General features: G+C 56.8%; 14 protein-coding genes. 11 read left to right on the forward strand and 3 right to left on the reverse strand.

The window, feature by feature from the left end:
- Positions 1–53: 53 nt before the first annotated feature.
- Genes ACYVHC_RS14440 through ACYVHC_RS14450 form a run of 3 tightly spaced genes read right to left on the reverse strand, consistent with a single transcriptional unit; the run spans position 54 to position 3,783 of the window.
- Complete coding sequence (locus tag ACYVHC_RS14440) at positions 54–1,958, reverse strand: DUF294 nucleotidyltransferase-like domain-containing protein (RefSeq protein ID WP_460614463.1); 1,905 nt, start codon at positions 1,956–1,958, stop codon at positions 54–56.
- Positions 1,951–2,664, reverse strand: coding sequence for a 3'-5' exonuclease (locus ACYVHC_RS14445; protein ID WP_460614464.1), 714 nt, complete (start codon positions 2,662–2,664; stop codon positions 1,951–1,953). Before ACYVHC_RS14445 ends, ACYVHC_RS14440 begins: the two co-directional genes overlap by 8 nt.
- 9 nt (positions 2,665–2,673) lie before the next feature.
- Positions 2,674–3,783, reverse strand: a complete 1,110-nt coding sequence (locus ACYVHC_RS14450; RefSeq protein WP_460614465.1) for a LacI family DNA-binding transcriptional regulator — start codon at positions 3,781–3,783, stop codon at positions 2,674–2,676.
- A 346-nt stretch (positions 3,784–4,129) separates the two neighbouring features.
- Between ACYVHC_RS14450 and ACYVHC_RS14455 the strand changes: the two genes are divergently transcribed.
- The 11 genes from ACYVHC_RS14455 (at position 4,130) to ACYVHC_RS14505 (ending at position 19,166) form a co-directional block, all read left to right on the forward strand.
- On the forward strand, positions 4,130–6,235 hold the full coding sequence (locus ACYVHC_RS14455; protein WP_460614466.1) for an alpha-L-arabinofuranosidase C-terminal domain-containing protein: 2,106 nt from the start codon (positions 4,130–4,132) through the stop codon (positions 6,233–6,235).
- A gap of 17 nt (positions 6,236–6,252) precedes the next feature.
- Positions 6,253–7,251 (forward strand): glycoside hydrolase family 43 protein, encoded by a 999-nt coding sequence (locus tag ACYVHC_RS14460; protein ID WP_460614467.1) that lies wholly within the window; start codon positions 6,253–6,255, stop codon positions 7,249–7,251.
- A 289-nt stretch (positions 7,252–7,540) separates the two neighbouring features.
- Positions 7,541–9,655 carry an alpha-galactosidase gene (locus tag ACYVHC_RS14465; RefSeq protein ID WP_460614468.1) on the forward strand — a complete coding sequence of 705 codons (2,115 nt, stop codon included), beginning with the start codon at positions 7,541–7,543 and terminating at the stop codon, positions 9,653–9,655.
- An 85-nt stretch (positions 9,656–9,740) separates the two neighbouring features.
- Positions 9,741–10,739, forward strand: a complete 999-nt coding sequence (locus tag ACYVHC_RS14470; protein WP_460614469.1) for a family 43 glycosylhydrolase — start codon at positions 9,741–9,743, stop codon at positions 10,737–10,739.
- A gap of 204 nt (positions 10,740–10,943) precedes the next feature.
- Complete coding sequence (tkt, locus tag ACYVHC_RS14475; RefSeq protein WP_460614470.1) at positions 10,944–12,995, forward strand: transketolase family protein; 2,052 nt, start codon at positions 10,944–10,946, stop codon at positions 12,993–12,995.
- 153 nt (positions 12,996–13,148) lie between these two features.
- Positions 13,149–14,279, forward strand: coding sequence for a transaldolase (gene tal / locus ACYVHC_RS14480; protein ID WP_460614471.1), 1,131 nt, complete (start codon positions 13,149–13,151; stop codon positions 14,277–14,279).
- Positions 14,280–14,465: 186 nt separating this feature from the next.
- Positions 14,466–15,629, forward strand: coding sequence for an MFS transporter (locus ACYVHC_RS14485; protein WP_460614472.1), 1,164 nt, complete (start codon positions 14,466–14,468; stop codon positions 15,627–15,629).
- A 389-nt stretch (positions 15,630–16,018) separates the two neighbouring features.
- A complete protein-coding gene (locus ACYVHC_RS14490) occupies positions 16,019–16,588 on the forward strand; it encodes an RNA polymerase sigma factor (protein WP_460614473.1) in 570 nt (189 codons plus the stop codon).
- Positions 16,566–17,495 (forward strand): zf-HC2 domain-containing protein, encoded by a 930-nt coding sequence (locus tag ACYVHC_RS14495; protein WP_460614474.1) that lies wholly within the window; start codon positions 16,566–16,568, stop codon positions 17,493–17,495. The genes ACYVHC_RS14490 and ACYVHC_RS14495 overlap by 23 nt, the downstream gene beginning before the upstream one ends.
- A complete protein-coding gene (locus tag ACYVHC_RS14500; protein ID WP_460614475.1) occupies positions 17,443–18,336 on the forward strand; it encodes a DUF4097 family beta strand repeat-containing protein in 894 nt (297 codons plus the stop codon). The genes ACYVHC_RS14495 and ACYVHC_RS14500 overlap by 53 nt, the downstream gene beginning before the upstream one ends.
- A gap of 122 nt (positions 18,337–18,458) precedes the next feature.
- The gene (locus ACYVHC_RS14505) at positions 18,459–19,166 is read left to right on the forward strand and encodes a DUF4097 family beta strand repeat-containing protein (RefSeq protein WP_460614476.1); all 708 of its coding nucleotides are present in this window, start codon (positions 18,459–18,461) and stop codon (positions 19,164–19,166) included.
- Positions 19,167–19,584 lie beyond the last annotated feature (418 nt).

The following is a 19,584-nucleotide window of genomic DNA, read 5'->3' on the forward strand; positions in this document are numbered from 1 at the left end:
GGGTTGGTAGCGAGCGAAGACAGGCAGAGCCTGGCAGGACAGTGAAAGTATATTTACAATGATTTCGTGAAGCTGACCTTTATTTTCAACTGGAAGTCACTGATAACCTTAAATATTTCCTTGAGCGTGACCTGCTCTACCTGCGTGAGGGTCGTGGGGTCAAGGTAATTGGTGGGGGCTTCGCGGTCGTTGATGATCTGGCGGGCCTGTTTCTGGAGGCGCATACCCATCAGGTAATAGTATGCCTGCAGTAGCTCCTGGTATTCCTTTTCCTTGAACACGCCTTGCTCGCGCAGTTGGGCTAGTCGCTCACCGGTGTTGGTCTGGAACACCTGATGCTGCAGCGCATATACCCGCACCAGGTCCACAATCGGCGACATCGTCCGCTTCAAATCAAACACCTGCTGGCCCTCCTGCGTGAAGGTGCGGATGTTACGGAAGAAGGTTAGCGGCGGCTCATACTGCAACGCGTTTTTGGCCATAAAGAACAGAAAGCGCTCCAGGGGTTGCTCCAGCTCCTGATGCAGAAAGCTCTGCAGCTCATGCATCAGGCTGGCTTCACCGTAGAGGTAGCGGCAATCAAAGAAGGTAGCAAACTGCATCACCGTCTCCGCATTCGACTCGCTCATCCACTGGCGGTAGTTGCGCTTCCAGTGCGAGAGGGAGTGCGTCCATTTGGGGTTTTTGGCCATGAAGCCGCCCGTGCAATAGTGCAGGCCAATGTGGTTGAGTTGGTCGGAAACGGCCGTGGCAAAGCGCAGGAAATACTCGCGCACCAGCTCGCGCTGCTCGTTGGCTTTGTCTTCGTAGATAATGGCGTTGTCTTGGTCGGTGAGTAGGGTTTGCTCTTTGCGCCCCTCGCTGCCCAGCACCATAAACACAAACTTGGCCGGCGCTGGCCCCAGCTCAGCCAGCACGTTTTCTATCACCTTCAGGGCAATGGTATCGGCCACGGTCGAAATCACCTGGTTCACGATATCTGCTTTCACGCCCCGGCTCAGCAACTGGTTTACAATGTCGGGCACCATTTCCCAGCGGCGCTTCAGCTCGCGGGTGCTCTGGGCCAATTTTACGGCCTGAATAAACATAAACGGCGACTGGGCCAAGTCGCTAAGCAGCTTGTTTCGGCTCAGAAACCCCACATATTCGCCATTCTTCTCCACCAGCAGGTAGCGAGTTTTGGTCTGGAACATGAGCAGGATGGCCTCATACACATAGGCCTCGCTGCTGATAGAAACCAGTGGCGAAGCGGCCACTTCGGCAACCGGCTTGCGAGCATCCAGGCACCTAGCAATTACGGCGTCGCGCAGCGTGATATCGGTGCAATAGCCAATCACAGCACCTGATTCGGGGTTGGTCACGAACAAGCAGCTGACTTTGGCGGCCGCCATGCGCCTAGCGGCTTCAAAAATCGGCTCTGTACTGGGGCAGGTCACTAGCTCGCGCACCTCTACCCGGCTGATTCGGCGCGAAAACAGCTGATCGGCCACCAGAAAATTCTGCTCCGGCAGCGAGCTGGGCTTCACGAAATGGGCGTATTCCTCGTCGAGCATCCGCTCGCCGTAGCGCGCCGTGAAGTAATGAAAGAACGGTTCGTAGGCCTGGCATAAGGCCCGAAAGTCGCGGCGAGGCAACTGCAGCACACGGGTGCCTTTGTGCACGACTACGGTACGCAAGGAGCGCTTTTTGTTGAGCAGAATGGACATGCCGCCGTAGCAGGTGCCTGGGCCATATACTTCCGGCAGGCGCTTGTGCTGCTCGCTGTCGTAGAAGAAGGTTTCGTACTCGCCTTCCACAATAATATCGAGGCTACGCAGCTTGGATGTATCCTGCTGGTAGAGCAAGGTTTCGCGCGGGTGCTGCACTTCCTGCAGCAGGTCCACTACTCCTTCCAGCACATCTTCGGGCAGCAGCGTGAAGGGCGCCACGGTGCGGAGAAAAGCAAGACGATTATCCATAGAGAAACCAATATAGCAGCAGAAGAACGCATCCGAGGAGCGCCACCAAGAAAAGCCAGCGCTTGGCGGCCGGCGGGGATGTTACTACCGGCTCGGTAAGCGCTTCCTGGCTTGTGAGAAGATCAGCGGTGATAAAGCCCTGGCGCTGCATCTCAAAAAAGCAGCGGGCCGTAGCAGCCGCATCAAGGTAGGCATCGTGCAGGCGCTCCATGGGCTCGCCAAACAGCAGTTCGTGTAGCTCGTGCAGCCTCAAATGCCGGCGGAGCTGGGTAGTAGATACGGGCGGCCAGGTGGCCGTCATGGTGCAAAATTGCGGAAGCGTGAGCAGCGGGTTATTCAGCCCAGCTCGCAGGAACGCGGCCCCTAGTACATGAAAATCCAGCTGCAGAAAATGGCCAATTACCCTTGGCCGATACGTCGCCAGATCGGCCAGCAAGCGGCGCAACACCAGCTCAGGCGGCTGGCCCTGCTCCCGCAGAAACTGCTCCGTCAGGCCATGAATTTCAATGGCGGCGGCGGGCATACTCCCGGCCGGAATCTGCAGGTACGCTTGGTCTGCTTTTACTAGGTCTCCCTCTGAGGTATACACTACCCACCCCAGCTGCGCTATGTGGGGCCACTCCTTTTCCTCGGCGTAAGGCCGGGTCCAGCGGGCCGGCAGACCCGTGGTTTCGGTGTCCACGAACAGCAGATACTCCTGCGGCATAGCCCGAACCTAGTGCGCCCTTACGCCGACTTTTTTGGCCACAGACCTGGCTTGACCGACTACTTCCGCGCGGGCAGACGAGCCTCGCACCAGCAGCTCCGGCCGAAGCGAGACTTGCCGGGGCACAAACGCGCGGCCATCGGCTTCAATCACTTCTAGCAGCAAGCGTACCGCGGCCTGGCCCATTTCCTCGCAGCGCTGGTCAATGGTAGTAATAGAAGGCTCCGTGATAACGGTAAAGGTCTCGTTACTGAAGCCTGAAATGGCTACGTCCTCGGGTACTCGCAACCCCTGGCGGTGCGCTTCCTGCATGGCCCCCAGCGCGGCATAGTCGCCGGCGGCAAATACTCCGTCGGGCGGATTTGCGGAGGCCAGCAGCTGACGCATTCCTTCGGCGCCTTGGTCCTGACCCATATCTGAGCAAATAATCAGGCTTTCGTCTTCGGGCAGGCCGGCTTCGCGCAAGGCATCGAGGTAGCCTTGGCGGCGGTTTTTGTAGATGTTCAGGTGTTGGGGGCCAGCCAGGTGCGCAATGCGGTGGCAGCCCTGGCTGATCAGATGCTTGGTAGAAACGTAGCCGCCTTCCTGGTCATCCAGTACCACGGCATTTACGTTGTCGCCTTCCACAATCCGGTCAAAGAAAACCAGCGGCAGACCGCGGCTGCGTACTTTCTCAAAATGGCGAAAATCGTGGGTAGTGCGTGATAACGACACCAGAATACCCGCCACCTGGGCGCTCAGCAGAATATCGAGGTTACGACGCTCCTGGGCCACATCTTCATTCGACTGACAGATGATAACATTGTAACCGGCCTTGCTGGCAGCGGTTTCAATGCCGTGCACTACCGAAGGGAAAAAGCGCCCCTCGATATAGGGCACCACAATGCCTAGCAACTGGCTTTTGCCTTTGCGCAACGCCGAAGCCAGCCGGTTGGGCTGATAGTTATATTTCTTGGCCAGCTTCAGCACTTTCTGCTTCATGGCCGGCCCAATGCTGTGGTGGTCACTCAGGGCCCGCGAAATGGTTGTCATGGACACGCCTAGCTCCCGGGCCAGGTCGGCCATGGAAACAGGGCTAGTAGTATTTGAGTCCGGGACTTGTTTTTTTCGAAGGGACATAAGGGAGTGGGCTACACAATGCTTTGTGTAAAGATAGAATGATTTCGAATCTTAGATGTATACTCCCCTTTGCAAACATCGATTTTAGCTTATTTTCTGAATTAAAATGCCCTACAAAGCCTATTTACTATGCTCTTATGGCAAATGAAATCTGGTTCTTTTTAAAGAAAACAACCATCATGTTGCGTTTTTCTTATTACTTTACACAATCGATTGTGCCTTGTGTTCTAGACAAAAGCACCTATCGTTCAGATTACACATGAAAAAAAGTGGGGACTCACTAGCCCTTCCCTAGGCTGCAACCCCACTGATAGCCTACACGCGTTTCGCTCATTTCATCTACCACATGCTCACATCTTCTCCCACCCGATTTGCGCAGCTGGCCACTGGTCTAGGCCTGCTCAGTACTCTCGGCCTAGGCACTGCCTTTGCCCAAACCAAGCCCACCGCTGCCAACACCATTACGGTGCAGGTAAACAAGCCCGGCGCCCCCATCGCCAAAACCATGTATGGCCTCTTCTTCGAGGACATCAACTTTGCTGCCGATGGCGGCCTGTATCCGGAGCTGGTTAAAAACAAGTCGTTTGAGCTGGATGAGCACCTGCTAGGCTGGCGCGGCATTCGGGGCGCAGCGGCTTTATCGACTTACACGGTATCAAGCCAGCAGCCCATCAGCGCTCAGAACAACCACTTCCTGCGCATGACGGCCGCCACGGCCAGCCCCGATGCCGGCTTCATCAATGAAGGCTTCCGGGGAATGGGCGTAAAGCAGGGCGGTGAATACACCTTCTCAGTATACCTGCGCAAGGGTGCCGGCAACGCCAGCGGCCTGAACGTGACCCTGGAAGAAGGTGGACCCGGCGCGGGCCCGGAAGCTGGCCCCTCGGGCAAAGTGCTGGCCCAGACCAAGATTACTGGCCTGACCAACGAATGGAAGAAGTACAGCGTGGTGCTGAAATCGTCGGGTACGGCTGAGAAAGCGCGCCTGAAGCTCACGATGGAAGGCGCCGGCACGCTGGATATTGATGTGGTTTCGCTGTTCCCGAAGGATACGTATAAAAACCGCGAGAACGGCCTACGCACTGATTTGGTGCAGCTGCTCAAGGACATGAACCCCGGCTTCCTGCGCTTCCCCGGTGGCTGCATCGTGGAAGGCCGCAACCTGACGGAGCGCTATCAGTGGAAAGAAACCATTGGCGACGTGGCTAGCCGCGTGCCGCTGGTAAACCGCTGGAACATGGAGTTCAAGCACCGCTCCACGCCCGACTACTACCAGTCCTTCGGGTTGGGCTTCTTTGAATACTTCCAGCTTTCCGAGGATATTGGAGCCGAGCCCGTTCCAATCCTGAACGTAGGCATGGCCTGCCAGTTCAACTCCGCTGAGTTGGCCCCAGTTTCGGGGGTAGCGGCGGGCGGCCCAAATGCCGGCTCCTCGCATAACCACGAAGACGACGACCCGACGCTGGAGACCTTCATTCAGGACGCGTTGGATTTGATTGAGTTTGCCAACGGCCCCGCTAGTAGCCCTTGGGGCGCCAAGCGCGTAGCCATGGGCCACGCAGCACCGTTTAACCTGAAGTACATCGGTATCGGTAACGAGCAGTGGGGTCCGCAGTACCTGGAGCGCTACGAGCCGTTTATGAAAGCCGTAAAAGCCAAGTATCCCAACATGAACATCGTATCCAGCGCGGGACCAAGCCCCGATGGGGAGCTGTTCGACAAAGCCAGCAAGCGCCTGCGGGAGCTGAAGGCCGAGGTAATTGATGAACACTACTACGCCAAGCCGGAGTGGTTCCGCCAGAATGTGGGCCGCTACGACAACTATCCCACTACCGGCACCAAAATCTTCGCCGGCGAGTACGCTGCGCAAAGTGTAGCCATCGGCAGCCCCGACAACAAGAACAGTTGGGACTGTGCCATCTCGGAAGCAGCCTTCATGACTGGCCTAGAGCGCAACGCCGATAAGGTAATTATGGCCTCCTATGCGCCGCTTTTCGCACACGTAGACGCTTGGCAGTGGACGCCTGATATGATCTGGTTTGATAACCTGAAAGCCTACGGCACGCCAAACTACTATGTGCAGAAGATGTACAGCACCAACCCCGGCACCACTATGCTGCCGGTGCAGCGTGCTGGCAATGCCAAGAATGGTGATGACAACTTGTTCAGCAGCGCCACCGCCGACGACAAAACCGGCGAAATCATTGTGAAGCTGGTGAACTACTCTACTTCGGCTCGCCCCGTAACGGTTAACCTACAGGGTGTCAAGAAGCTGGGCAAAGCCGGCAAAGCCATTGTATTGGCCAGCAATGACTTGAACGCCGTGAACAGCCTGGAGCAGCCCATGAACGTGGCACCTAAGGAGGAACCCTTCAAGGTATCGTCGACGAATGTGACCTACACGCTGGCCCCGAACTCGTTCACGGTGCTGCGTATTCCTGGCAAGCGCTAAGCGGTGATTTCTGACGTATGAAAAACCTGCTTTTCACTTCCCGCTCGTTGCTCACTGGTCTGCTGCTGGCAGCGGCCGCTCCTACCCTGGCGCCCACCGCGGCGCTAGGGCAGGCAGCGCCCGAAGCCGTGGCCGGCAACCCCATCATCAAAGACAAGTACACCGCCGACCCCGCTGCCTTCGTGCATAAAGGCACGGTTTACCTCTATGCCGGCCACGATGAAGCCCCCGCCCGGCAGGAGCGCTACGTGATGAACGAATGGCTCTGCTATTCCTCCACCGACATGGTGAACTGGAAAGAGCATCCGTCGCCGCTGAACGTGAAGGCATTTGCGTGGGCCAAAGCCGATGCCTGGGCCTCCCAGGTAATTGAGCGCAACGGCAAGTTCTACTGGTACGTGGCCGTGGAGCACGGCACCATTCCCGGCAAAGCCATCGGAGTAGCCGTGTCGGATAGCCCGACGGGTCCTTTCAAGGATGCGCGCGGTTCGGCCATCATCACCAACAACATGACCGAAAGTCCCATCTCCTGGGACGACATCGACCCAACGGTGTTCATTGACGATAAGGGACAGGCCTACCTCTACTGGGGCAACACCAACTGCTACTGGGCCAAGCTGAAGCCCAACATGACCGAGCTGGACGGCCCGATTAACAAGGTGACTACCCTGCCCAAGTTCACGGAAGCCCCCTGGATTCATAAGCACAATGGCTGGTACTACCTCAGCTACGCCTACCAATTCCCTGAGAAGATTGCCTACGCCATGAGCCGCAGCATTGAGGGACCCTGGGAATTCAAGGGTATTCTAAACGAGGTGGCGGGTAATTCCAACACCAACCACCAGTCTATCATCGACTTCAAAGGCAAGTCGTATTTCATCTACCACAACGGCAGCATCCCCACAGATGGCGGTTCCTTCCGCCGCTCCGTCTGCATCGATGAGTTGTATTACAATAAAGACGGAACGATGAAGCGGGTTGTCATGACGACCGAAGGCGTGAAGCCAGCCAAGTAACTGGCCTAGGCCTCTTGCCACCCCGAACCGTCACGCTGAGCGTAGCCAAAGCATTTCGCGTGCTGCTGTTGCCACAGTACCCGTCATGCTGAGCGGAGTCGAAGTATCTCTACCTCTGGCTACTCAAGGAAGCCTGCAACGAAGCGGTAGAGATGCTTCGACTCCGCTCAGCATGACGATCTGTTTTTGAATACGTTATAGGCCCTTTCCTGCTCTGCTCCTTCCCACCTCTCCCACCCTGCTCATGCTGAAACGCGTACTTAGTAGTTGCCTGCTGCTCCTTGGCGGTATGGCGTCTGCCATGGCTCAGCCTACCCCGCCCATCGTTATAGAAACTGAGCACGTGAGCATGGTGCTGGCCGTGGGCGAAAACCAGAAGTTGTACCAAACATACCTGGGCACGAAGCTGGCTAATACCGCGGAATATCAGCAGCTCCAACACCGCCACGAAGCCTACGTACCGGCTGGCACCGATAACTTATTTGAGCCCGCCATTCGGGTGGTGCATCCGGATGGTAACCCGTCGTTGGCCTTAACCTTTGCCGATCAGAAGACCACGAAGTCGGGCGATGATGTAACGGAAACCGTGATTCGGCTGCGCGACCCGCAGTATCCGGTGGAAGTGCTGCTGCATTTTGCGGCGTATTTTCAAGAAGACGTAATCAAGACCTGGACTGAGATTCGGCACCGGGAAAAGAAGCCGGTGGTGCTGACCAGCTACGCTTCGGCCATGCTGCATTTCGATGCCCACCAGTACTGGCTCACTCAGTTTCACGGCGACTGGGCCGAGGAAGCGCAACAGCAGGAAAGCCAGCTCACTAGCGGCATTAAGGTCATCGACACCAAGCTGGGCACCCGCGCTAACTGGTACCAGACGCCCGCGTTTTTCCTAGGCCTTGATCAGCCCGCAACCGAAACCAGCGGCCAGGTACTAGCCGGCACGCTGGCCTGGACCGGCAACTTCCGGTTTGCCTTTGAGTTGGACAACGTGAACTCCCTGCGTATTTCGGCGGGCATCAACCCCTACGCCTCCGAGTACACGCTGCCCGCCAACCAGACGTTTACTACCCCCGAATTCATCTTCACCTACAGCGCTGCCGGCAAAGGGCAGGCGTCGCGCAACCTGCACCGCTGGGCCCGCCACTTCGGTGTGCTCGATGGCACGAAGCCGCGCGTAACCCTGCTCAACAACTGGGAATCGACGTTTTTTGATTTCGATGAGCCCAAGCTAGATCGTATCATCGGCGACGCGGCCAAGCTCGGTGTAGATGTGTTCTTGCTCGATGACGGTTGGTTTGGCAACAAATACCCACGCAGCAGCGACCAGACAGGCCTAGGCGACTGGCAGCCCACCAAAACGAAGCTCCCGAACGGGGTAAGCCACCTCGTGCAAACGGCCAGCAAGGAAGGCGTAAAGTTTGGCATTTGGCTGGAGCCCGAAATGGTAAACCCCAAGAGCGAACTGTACGAGAAGCACCCCGACTGGATTCTGAAGCTGCCCAACCGCCCCGAAGACTATTACCGCAACCAGTTGGTACTCGACCTGACCAACCCCAAGGTGCAGGACTTCGTGTACAACATTGTGGATGAGCAGCTAAGTCAGGGAGTGGCCTACGTGAAGTGGGACTGCAACCGCATGATCACCAACGGCTACTCGCAGCACCTCAAGAAAAACCAGAGCCATTTGTATGTCGACTATGTGCGCGGCCTCTACAAAGTACTGAGCCGCGTGCGCCAAAAGTACCCGCACGTGCCCATGATGCTGTGCTCCGGTGGTGGCGCCCGCACCGATTATGGCGGCCTTAAGTACTTCACGGAGTTCTGGACCTCCGATAACACCGACGCCTTGGAGCGCATTTATATCCAGTGGGGCTATTCCAACTTTTTCCCCTCCAACACACTCGCTAGCCACGTCACGAATTGGAACCGCCAGCAAAGCCTCAAGTTCCGGACGGATGTAGCCATGATGGGAAAACTGGGGTACGACATTGAGGTGGAGAAGATGACGCCTGAAGAGCTGCAATACAGCCAGCAGGCCGTAAAAGACTACAAACGCCTCAGCGAGGTCATCTGGCAGGGCGACCAATATCGCCTCCGCTCTCCCTACGAAGGCAACCAAGCCGCCCTCATGTATGTAGCTGAACACAAAGCAAAAGCGGTTCTCTATGGCTATAACCTGCGCACCCGCTTCAACGAAACTGTGCTGCCTGTGCGTCTGCAGGGCCTCGACCCAGCTAAACGCTACCGTATCACGGAAATCAGCCTAATGCCCGGCGCTACATCCAGCTTGCCGGCCAACAGCCAAACTTACTCCGGCGATTATCTGATGCAGGTAGGCATCGTGGTTTCATCTCCTAATGCTCCTGCCCTCACGAGCCACGTGCTGGAGCTGTCTGCAGAGTAAACACTACTTGTGGTGCTGGTTCACTAGGCACACGGTAGCGGTAAAGTTGCCCTCCATAAACCCGACAATTTTAACACAATCGTTTATGTATTCTCGCTTAATAAAGCCTCTCGTTACCTTGTCCATTGTACTAGGTAGCTTGGGAGCGCAAGCCCAAACAGCTCCTGCCCTGATTCCGGCGCACGACCCGGTGATGGCGCAGCAGAACGGTACATACTACATGTTCTGCACGGGGCCGGGCATTGCGGTGTGGTCATCGAAGGACCGTAAGAATTGGACGCGGGAAAAGCCAATTTTCGCCACGGCTCCTACTTGGGCTACGAAGGCAGTGCCAGGCTTTAAAGGCAACCACATCTGGGCGCCCGATATTTCCTACCACAACGGGGTATACTCGCTGTTTTATTCCATTTCGGCGTTCGGCAAGAACACATCCTGCATAGGTCTTGCCACCAACAAAACCCTTGATCCTACTTCCAAAGATTTCAAGTGGGTTGATCATGGCCGCGTGATTCAGTCCGTACCAGGACGTGATATGTGGAATGCCATTGACCCCAACCTGGTCCGAGACGAAGCCGGAAGCCCTTGGCTATCATTTGGTTCTTTCTGGGATGGCATCAAGCTCGTGAAGCTCACTCCAGATCTGAAAGCACCTGCCCAACCGGAGCAATGGCGCACCATTGCCAAGCGCCCCCGCAGCCCGCAGCTCAACGACTCCCTGCCTGGCGACGGGGCCATTGAGGCGCCATTCATTTTTAAGAAGGATGGCTTCTATTACTTATTCACCTCCTTCGACTATTGCTGCCGCGGCCCGCAGAGTACTTATAAGATTATGGTGGGCCGCTCGAAAGACGTAAAAGGTCCCTACGTGGATAAGGCTGGCGTAGCGCTCGATCAGGGCGGAGGTACCGAAGTATTGGCTGGCGACAAGAACTGGTTTGGCCTAGGTCATAACTCGGTGTATACCTTCGACAAAGTCGATTACTTGGTCTTCCACGGCTACGATGCCGCGGATAAAGGACACTCCAAATTGCGTATTGAGAAGCTGAGCTGGGATGCTGCCGGTTGGCCCGTTGTACAGCCCTAGAGAAGTAAGGCGGAGCATAAAGTTCACACAATCGTTTGTGTATCCTAATACAAAAGAGTACTTTCGGCTTTAGCGCGGCCAATTGCTCATCCGCCTCGCTTTGGTACTGATGGCAAACAGCTTTCTTAGGTACAGCACCCTAGTACATCTGTTGCTTTGTTACCGCAAGCCGTAGAATCTTCCCACCATTTTTATCGTCATTCCGTGACCAAGTCGACTTTCTCTCCTGCTGAACTAAGCGTTAACACCATCCGCCTGTTGTCGGTGGATATGGTGCAGGCGGCTAACTCGGGCCATCCGGGCCTACCGATGGGCGCTGCTCCCATGGCGTACGTGCTGTTTTCGCGCTTTCTGCGTTTTAACCCGAAGGATCCGAAGTGGCCTAACCGCGACCGGTTTGTGCTGTCGGCGGGTCACGGCTCGGCATTGCTGTATAGCCTGCTGCACCTCTATGGCTACGACCTGACCCTGGATGATGTGAAGAGCTTCCGGCAGATGCACTCCAAAACGCCCGGCCACCCCGAGTCGAACCTGACACCCGGCGTGGAAGTAACCACGGGCCCGCTAGGCCAGGGTTTCGCTAATGGCGTGGGAATGGCCATGGCGGAAGCGCACTTGGCCGCCGTGTACAACAAACCTGGCCACGAGCTAATGGGCCACTACACCTACGCTATTGTCAGCGACGGTGACCTGATGGAAGGCATTGCGGCTGAAGCGGCTTCGCTGGCTGGCCACTTGAAGCTCGGCAAGCTCATCTATCTCTACGACGACAACGATATCAGCCTCGACGGACCAACCAACCTCTCCTACACAGAGGATGCCTTGGCACGTTTTGAAGCCTATGGCTGGCACACCCAGCGCGTGATGGATGGCAACGACCTCGATGGCATTGAGGCTGCCATTAAAGCCGCTCAGCAGGAAACCGAGCGCCCTTCTATTATCTCCGTGAAGACCATCATCGGCTACGGCAGCCCGCAGGAAGGTACGAGCAAGGTGCACGGCTCCCCACTAGGCCCCGACAATGTCAAGAAGGCGAAAGAGTTTTTTGGCTTCGACCCCGAGGCCACGTTTGTAGTGCCCGAAGAAGTACGCACGCATCTGGCTGAAGCCGGCCAGCGCGGTGCTCAACTTCAGGCAGAATGGCAGCAGAAATCAGAGGCGTACCAGCAGGAGTTTGGCACAGAGTGGGAACTGTTCCGGGCTTCGTTTGCGGGAGAGCTCCCCGCAGGCTGGGACGCCTCGCTGCCCGTTTTCACCCCCGCCGATGGCGCCATGGCTACTCGTCAGGCGTCCGGCAAAGCACTTAATGCGCTGAAGAAAAGCGTGCCCTTCCTGTTCGGGGGCTCCGCCGACCTGGCCAGCTCCAACGAGATGCCTACCGGCGGCGACGCCAGCTTCCAGCCAGGCTCTTATGAGCACAGCAACATCTGGTTTGGCGTGCGCGAGCATGCCATGGGCGGTGCCATGAACGGTATGGCCCACCACGGTGGCGTACGCACTTACGGCGGCACGTTCCTCACCTTCTCCGACTACATGCGCGGCGCCATCCGCCTCACGGCCCTAGCTGAGTCGGCTGCTACATTCGTGTTCACGCACGACAGCATAGGCCTGGGCGAAGATGGCCCCACGCATCAGCCCGTTGAGCACGTAGCCGCGCTGCGCACCATCCCGAACATTGTGGTGCTGCGCCCTGCCGATGCCAACGAAACCGTAGAAGCATGGCGCATTGCCATGACCACGCCCAAGTCGCCGGTGGTCCTGATTTTGTCGCGCCAGAAGCTTCCCACGCTGGACCAAGAGAAGTACGGCTCGGCCCGCGAAGGTGTAGCGAAAGGCGCCTACATTCTCAGCGAAGCCGAAGGGGGCAAACCTGAGCTGATTCTGCTAGCAACCGGCTCAGAAGTAGCCTTAGTCATGCAAGCGCAGGAGAAACTGCAGCAGCAAGGCGTACCGACCCGCGTGGTTAGCATGCCTTCGTGGGAGCTGTTTGAAAAGCAAGACAAGGCCTACCGCCAGCAGGTGCTCCCCTCCGACGTGCGCAAGCGCGTAGCAGTAGAGGCCGGCTCGCCCATGGGCTGGCATAAATATGCCACCGATGAAGGCACTGTCATTGCCATGAACCGCTTCGGCGAATCGGGCCCCGGCGAGGCCGTAATGGAGTACTTCGGGTTCAGTGTGGAGAATGTGGTGAAGCAGGCCAACTGGGTGCTGCAAGGCCAGCCCGCTGAAATTGAGAAGAAGGAAGTTTTATCGTAAACACTTGATGCTTTCAAAAGGAACGTCATGCTGCGCTTGCCGAAGCATCTCTACCGATTCATCTAGGCCAGTTGAGTTAGCCAGCGGTAGAGATGCTTCGGCAAGCGCAGCATGACGTTCCTTTTTACTCCCTTTAAAAAAACACCCATTGATATGAACCCACTCGTTGCCATTCACGATTTCGGCCAGAGCATTTGGCTCGACTATATTCGCCGCAATATTCTGCACAACGGCGAGCTGCAGCGCCTCATCACCGAAGACGGCCTGCGGGGCGTAACCTCTAACCCGGCCATCTTCGAGAAAGCTATTGCCGGCTCCGACGACTACGCCGCCGACATTCGTCAGTTTGCCCAGGAAGGTCTTTCGGCCGATGAGATTTACGCCAAGCTGGCCGTAGCTGATGTGCAACAAGCCTGCGACCTGCTGCGCCCCCTCTACGACCACCCTGAAAAGGGCGGCGACGGCTACGTGAGCTTGGAGGTTTCGCCGGAGCTAGTGAACGATACGGAGGGCACGGTGGCAGAAGGCCTCCACTTCTGGAAAGAAGTGAACCGCCCGAACGTGATGATTAAAGTGCCCGCCACACTGGAGGGCCTACCTGCTATCCGGCAGCTGATTGCCGCTGGCGTAAACGTAAACGTGACGCTGATTTTCAGCGTGGAGCGTTACCGCTTAGTGGCCGAGGCATACCTAGCAGGCCTCGAAGACCGGGTGAAAGTGGGCGGCTCGGTGAAGCGGTTGGATTCCGTGGCTAGTTTCTTCCTCTCGCGGATTGATGTGCTGATCGACCCCATGCTGGAAAAGCTGGCAGCCGAAGGCAGTGATAAAGGCGAGTTAGCCCAAAGCCTCGTGGGCGAGGTGGCCATTGCCAGCGCCAAGCAAGCCTACCAGGTGTTCCACGAAATTTTTGCGGGCCCGCGTTGGGAGGCGCTGAAAGCGCAAGGAGCGCAACCGCAACGCCTGTTGTGGGCCAGCACCGGCAACAAAAACCCCAAGTACGACGACCTGAAGTACGTGGAGGCCCTTATTGGTCCGAACACGGTGAATACGATTCCGGTAGAAACCCTGGATTTTTACCGCGCTAAAGGCCAGCCTGCTAACCGCTTGGCCGATAAGCAGGAGGTAGAAGTTCTTTCCCGCCTGCCCGAGCTGGGTCTGGATCTGGAAGCCCTTACCAACCAGCTGGAGCAGGAAGGCGCAAAAAAATTCACGGAGCCCTTCGGCAAACTGATGCAGGTGCTGGAGCAGAAGCGCCAAGAGGCGCTAACTGGTGCTACTGCGTAACGAAGAAGCCAAAGAGCCCGTCATGCTGAGCCCCGCGGAACATCTCTACTTCTGGCTAACTCCAATCGTGAGTACGAAACGGTAGAGATGCTTCGGCAAGCGCAGCATGATGTTATTAATTATTGATGTTGAAGCTACTAACGGGGAGTCACGATGTGGCTCCCCGTTGGTTTACTAGGTACACGGATGGCTGAAACCTCCCCTGCGCAGCGGCGCGTAGCCGTTAGCGTGTTGTTCTTTGTGGCGGGGCTGTGCTTTGCTTCCTGGGCTTCGCGCATCCCCGACATCGGGCTGAAGCTGGGCCTGAGCGAAGGTGAATTGGGCCAGTTGCTGCTGGCGTTACCGGTGGGCTCCATGCTGGCGCTGCCCGTGGCGGGCTGGATGGTGCATACCTATGGCAGCCGCGTGGTAGTGCTGCTGGCAACGTGTATGTATGCGGGGTTTCTGCCGTTGCTGGGTTGGGCGGCAGGTTTCTGGAGCCTGGCGGGTTGCCTGGTGCTGTTTGGCTTTGCCGGCAACCTGCTCAATATTTCCGTTAATACCCAAGCCATTGGCGTGCAGGCAGCCTACGGCAAGCCCATTATGGCGAGCTTTCACGGACTATGGAGCCTAGCCGGTTTTCTGGGTGGTGCACTGGGTACTTTATTGATTCGGTGGCAGCAGACGCCGCTCTGGCACTTTACGCTCGTGATGGGCCTAGGGCTGGTGCTCACGGTGCTGGCGCATCAGCACACCTTACCGCAGGATACCGGCTCCGATGCCAGCGGCCCCAGCCTGCGCCGCCCCGAGCCGTACCTGCTCCGCATTGGCCTGATTGCGTTTTGCGGTATGCTCTGCGAAGGCTGCATGTTTGACTGGAGCGGCGTGTATTTCCAAAAAGTAGTGCGCCCCGATGCAACGCTGGTTACCGCTGGCTACGTGGCCTGCATGAGCACCATGGCTCTGGGCCGCTTCATCTCCGACTACTTTACGCACCGCTTCGGTACCAACCGCATGCTGCAAATCAGCAGTGCACTTATTACGGCTGGCCTCTTAACGGCGGTGGTGTGGCCGGCTTTTATACCATCGGTTATTGGGTTTCTGCTCGTGGGTTTTGGCATTGCGTCGGTTACGCCCCTAGCCTACAGCGCAGCTGGGCAGTCTACTACCGTGTCGCCGGGGGTAGCGCTGGCTATGGTATCCACCATTGGCTACCTCGGATTTCTGCTGGGGCCGCCTTTGATTGGGTTAGTAGCCGAGTTTTCCAGCCTACGGATATCGTTTACGCTGGTAGCAGGCCTAGGCGCCGCCATTGGCCTGCTCGCTGCCCTGCCCACGCCATCTGCAAAGCCAGCCAAGCAAATAGCCTAGCGCCTTTCTAGGCCTTTATTTTACCTAAAGCAGCCGCTTCAGCTCGCGCCTATTTCCGGTGTGAGCTGAAGCGGCTGCTTTACTTTTTACTAAGCCTAAATAACAAAGCAACCTCCCACGGCTCGTCGTTAAGCACGTGGCCTTCAACGCCCTGCTAGGCGCCACCGAAGCATCTTTAGCGCTTCGGTGCGGAGGTCTAAGTAGTTTGAATAGTCAGAGGCAGAGATGCTTCGGGGGTGCTCAGCAAGACGTGCTTTTGTAACAATGCCAGTCAGGCAAATACCTCTCTGCACACCGCTCGAAAAAATATTTCACAGGAAGCTGTAACCTTCGGGAAAAGGCGAAGTTTCCACCGCCGAATACGCTCCCACACCTCACCGACCAAACGCTTGAACTCGCTTACTGACAACTCGCTCATGCTGCAAGTGAAGGCCGGCCAGGTCGAGAAGATGGGCCTGCTGTTCGAGCGCTACCATAGGCCGCTGTTTGCGTTCTTCTACCATTCCAATGGGAACGCCACGGCCAGTGAAGACCTCGTGCAGAACGTGTTCTACCGGATGCTGAAGTACCGCCACACCTTCAATGGGGAGGGCGAGTTCAGAACCTGGATGTACCACTTGGCGCGCAACGTGCTAGCCGATGCCGCCAAGAAAGAAAAACCCTCGCTCCACCACAAAGATGTGGCCGACTGGAGCGAGAAGATTGCCGGGGGCACTACCGCCGATGGCCATCTGCAAAAAACGCAGGATGTGGAATTGCTCCACCGGGCTATGGCTTGCCTAAGTCCTGACCAGCGGGAAGTGCTCGTGCTGAGCCGCTTTCAGGAGCTGAAATACGAGCAGATAGCGCAGCTGCTCGATACTACGGTGGGGGCCGTGAAGGTGCGCGCGCACCGGGCCCTCTGCCAACTCAAGGATATTTATTTGAAACTCGAAAATGGAAGCAAAGTTGAACTGTGAGGGGGTACAAGAAGAGCTGATGGATTGGTTAGCGGGCACGTTACCGGCCGCCCAGCACCAATCCATAGAAGCTCATCTAACCCAATGCCCCGGCTGCCAGCAGGAACTGAGCACCGTGCAGGCCCTCTGGACCTCCATGGGCGAACTCCCCGTGCCAGCAACCAGCGAGCAGATGCGCCCGCGCTTCTACTCCATGCTGGCCGAGTTTCAAGTAGAAGAGCAGCGCAAGCAACGCTGGTCGGTGGCCGGCATTCTGGAGCGCATAAAAGAATGGTGGCAGCCTGCTTACGGCATGCGCGTAGCCTATAGCTTGGCCTTGCTGCTAGTAGGTCTGGTAGCCGGATATCTGTTGAAAGGTCGCCCGGAGACGTCCGAGCTAGCCGTTCAGCAGCCTACTACTACGCTACCCGCTGCCTCCTCATCCGATGTGCAGCAAACCCAAGTACTGGCCCTTCTGAATAACCCCTCGGCCGTGCAGCGCCTGCGGGCTGTGAGCTACGCTGAGGAAGTAGCCCCCACCAATGAGCGTGTGGTGGCAGCCTTGCTCAGCACGCTCAACCAAGATCCCAACGTGAACGTGCGGCTGGCTTCTCTGGAGGTACTAGCGGGCCTTAGCCAAGACCCCATGGTACGCCAGGGCCTCGTTCGGTCCCTTACCCTGCAGGATTCACCGTTGGTGCAATCGGCACTGGCAGATGTGATGGTGCAGCTGCAGGAGCGCCGCTCGGTGCGCCCCCTGCGCCGGCTGCTCAAGCAGGAAAACCTGAATGAGCAAGTGAAAGACAAAATCGAGCAAAGCATTGAGTCCCTGTCGAACGACAAAACTCCTCCACCCTCTACTTCATCGACTTCCTATGAAACCGACAACTATACTCAGTCTGGTCTGCCTACTCCTGTGGTTGCCTAGCTGCTCGCTGAAAGCGCAGACTCGCGAAGCCACTGAGAAAATCAACAAGGAGTTTACGCTCAGCGGCAACCCCGGCAGCACACTTGCCCTCTACAACATCTTCGGCTCCGTAACAGTGCAGGGCTACAGTGGCAAGACCGTGGTAGTGGAAATCACGAAGACCGTGAAGGCGCCCACCGCAGAGCTGCTGGCCCTAGGCCAGAAAGAAGCCCAACCCGGCTTTGAGCAGCACGGCGACAGTGTATTGCTCTACATTTCTGGCCCCCAGGACTCGCGGCCAAACCGCGAAAAACAGCAGAACGGCCGCTTCAAGGACAACTGGAAAAACAACGAAGGCCCGCGTTACTCCTACCAGTTTGACTACACGGTGAAAGTGCCGGCCAACATGGATGTGCGCGTCTCGACGGTGAACGGTGGCAAAGTGCTGGTGCAGGACGTAACCGGCCCGCTGCAAGCCCGCAATGTAAACGGCACCGTCACGATTAAAAACGCCCAGCAGGCTACGCTGGCTCATACCATAAATGGCGACGTGGACGTGACGTACGCCGTGGCTCCTACCAAAGGGGCCAGCTACCATACCATCAATGGCAACATTCAGGTAAGCTATCCGCCGAACGTATCCGGTGACCTCTACTTCAAGAGCATGCACGGTGAGATGTTCACGGATTTTCCTAAAACCGAAGTACTACCGGCCCGCGTGACGCAAAACCAGCAGCGCGACGGCCAGGGCACCAAATACAAAATCAGTAAAGAGACGGCCGTACGGCTGGGCAAAGGCGGCACCGATTTCCGCTTTGAAACCATCAACGGCAACGTCACCATCAAACAGCAAACCCGATGAACCAGCTCCTATTTCGCACCCTTCTGACCCTACTTGTACTGGCGTGGGTCCGGCCGCTTGCGGCGCAACAGGCAGGTAGAGAACAACTCACTGTCGCCCTTAGCTCGCCCGGCAAGCCTGGTGTGTTACACCTAAAATTGGTGGGCGGCTCCATTAAAGTGGAAGGCACCACCGGCAAAGATGTGGTGATTGACGTAGCCAACCGGGGCGGCGGCCGCTCTTCTGGCTCTTCAGATAATGACGCGCCGCCCGGTATGCGGCGCCTCTCGAAAGTGAATGGCCTGGATGTTACAGCCCAGGAGCGCGACAACCATGTGTACATCAAAACGCAGTCGTGGCAAAACCCGGTGGATTTCGTCATTAAAGTACCCCGTCAGTTTTCCCTCCAGATTGGGACCGTGAATGATGGTAACATTTCGGTGCAGAACGTGACCGGCGAGCTGGAAATTTCAAACGTCAACGGCTCCGTGCGCCTCGAAGATGTAGCGGGCTCGGCCGTAGTCAACACCGTGAATGGCGACATCTTCACGAGCTTCAAAGACATCACAAGCGGCGTGCCGATGGCTTTTTCCAGCGTGAACGGTAAGATTGACGTGAGCTTTCCGAGCAGAGCCAAAGCAAACCTGAAGCTGAAATCGGACCGCGGTGAAATCTACAGCGACTTCGACATGGCGGTGGACAATAGCGCTCCTAAAGTAACCCGCACTTCCAAAGATGGCACCTACCGCGTTAGCCAAGACAGCTGGACAAGCGGCAAAATTAACGGCGGTGGCCCGGAGTTTATGATGAAAACCTTGAACGGCAATATCTACATCCGCAAGGCAAAGTGAGTGGCCTAGCGAGCGGGGATTTGGCTGCAACCAAGTCCCCGCTTTTGGTGTAGCCCGGACAACAGCCCTGATAGAACAAAGCCGGTTCTCGCCATCATGAGAGCAACGGCAGGTTTAGTTAACAGGAATACTTAAATACAGAAGCAATATTTTATTTAACTTACTACTAAGCAGTTTATTACATCCACACACTATTAGTCTGAGCTACGCGTAGAGGGGCCTGTTACGTGCTCCGCCGGACGGTGAAACCAGATTTTGCTCTGACGCACAGAAGTCCCTGTAACGAATAGTTTTTTAGCCGGTACTCCTCCCATTCCTGACCCTTATGGCAAGCGCAGCTCAAGCTGCTGCAGCCACAGTATTGCCCAAACTTTCGGGGCCTTTCTTCCCTCCCGTTTGCACTCCCCTCACCCCCAAG

This window comes from Hymenobacter seoulensis (assembly GCF_054780535.1).

Excerpts from the sequence above, each read along its gene's own strand:
- ACYVHC_RS14445 (WP_460614464.1), bottom strand. The coding sequence starts at position 2,664 with ATGCCGCAGGAGTATCTGCTGTTCGTGGACACCGAAACCACGGGTCTG.
- ACYVHC_RS14495 (WP_460614474.1), top strand. The coding sequence starts at position 16,566 with ATGGAAGCAAAGTTGAACTGTGAGGGGGTACAAGAAGAGCTGATGGAT.
- ACYVHC_RS14460 (WP_460614467.1), top strand. The coding sequence starts at position 6,253 with ATGAAAAACCTGCTTTTCACTTCCCGCTCGTTGCTCACTGGTCTGCTG.
- ACYVHC_RS14465 (WP_460614468.1), top strand. The coding sequence starts at position 7,541 with ATGGCGTCTGCCATGGCTCAGCCTACCCCGCCCATCGTTATAGAAACT.
- tal (WP_460614471.1), top strand. The coding sequence starts at position 13,149 with ATGAACCCACTCGTTGCCATTCACGATTTCGGCCAGAGCATTTGGCTC.
- ACYVHC_RS14440 (WP_460614463.1), bottom strand. The coding sequence starts at position 1,958 with ATGGATAATCGTCTTGCTTTTCTCCGCACCGTGGCGCCCTTCACGCTG.
- ACYVHC_RS14450 (WP_460614465.1), bottom strand. The coding sequence starts at position 3,783 with ATGTCCCTTCGAAAAAAACAAGTCCCGGACTCAAATACTACTAGCCCT.
- ACYVHC_RS14485 (WP_460614472.1), top strand. The coding sequence starts at position 14,466 with ATGGCTGAAACCTCCCCTGCGCAGCGGCGCGTAGCCGTTAGCGTGTTG.
- ACYVHC_RS14500 (WP_460614475.1), top strand. The coding sequence starts at position 17,443 with ATGAAACCGACAACTATACTCAGTCTGGTCTGCCTACTCCTGTGGTTG.
- ACYVHC_RS14455 (WP_460614466.1), top strand. The coding sequence starts at position 4,130 with ATGCTCACATCTTCTCCCACCCGATTTGCGCAGCTGGCCACTGGTCTA.
- ACYVHC_RS14470 (WP_460614469.1), top strand. The coding sequence starts at position 9,741 with ATGTATTCTCGCTTAATAAAGCCTCTCGTTACCTTGTCCATTGTACTA.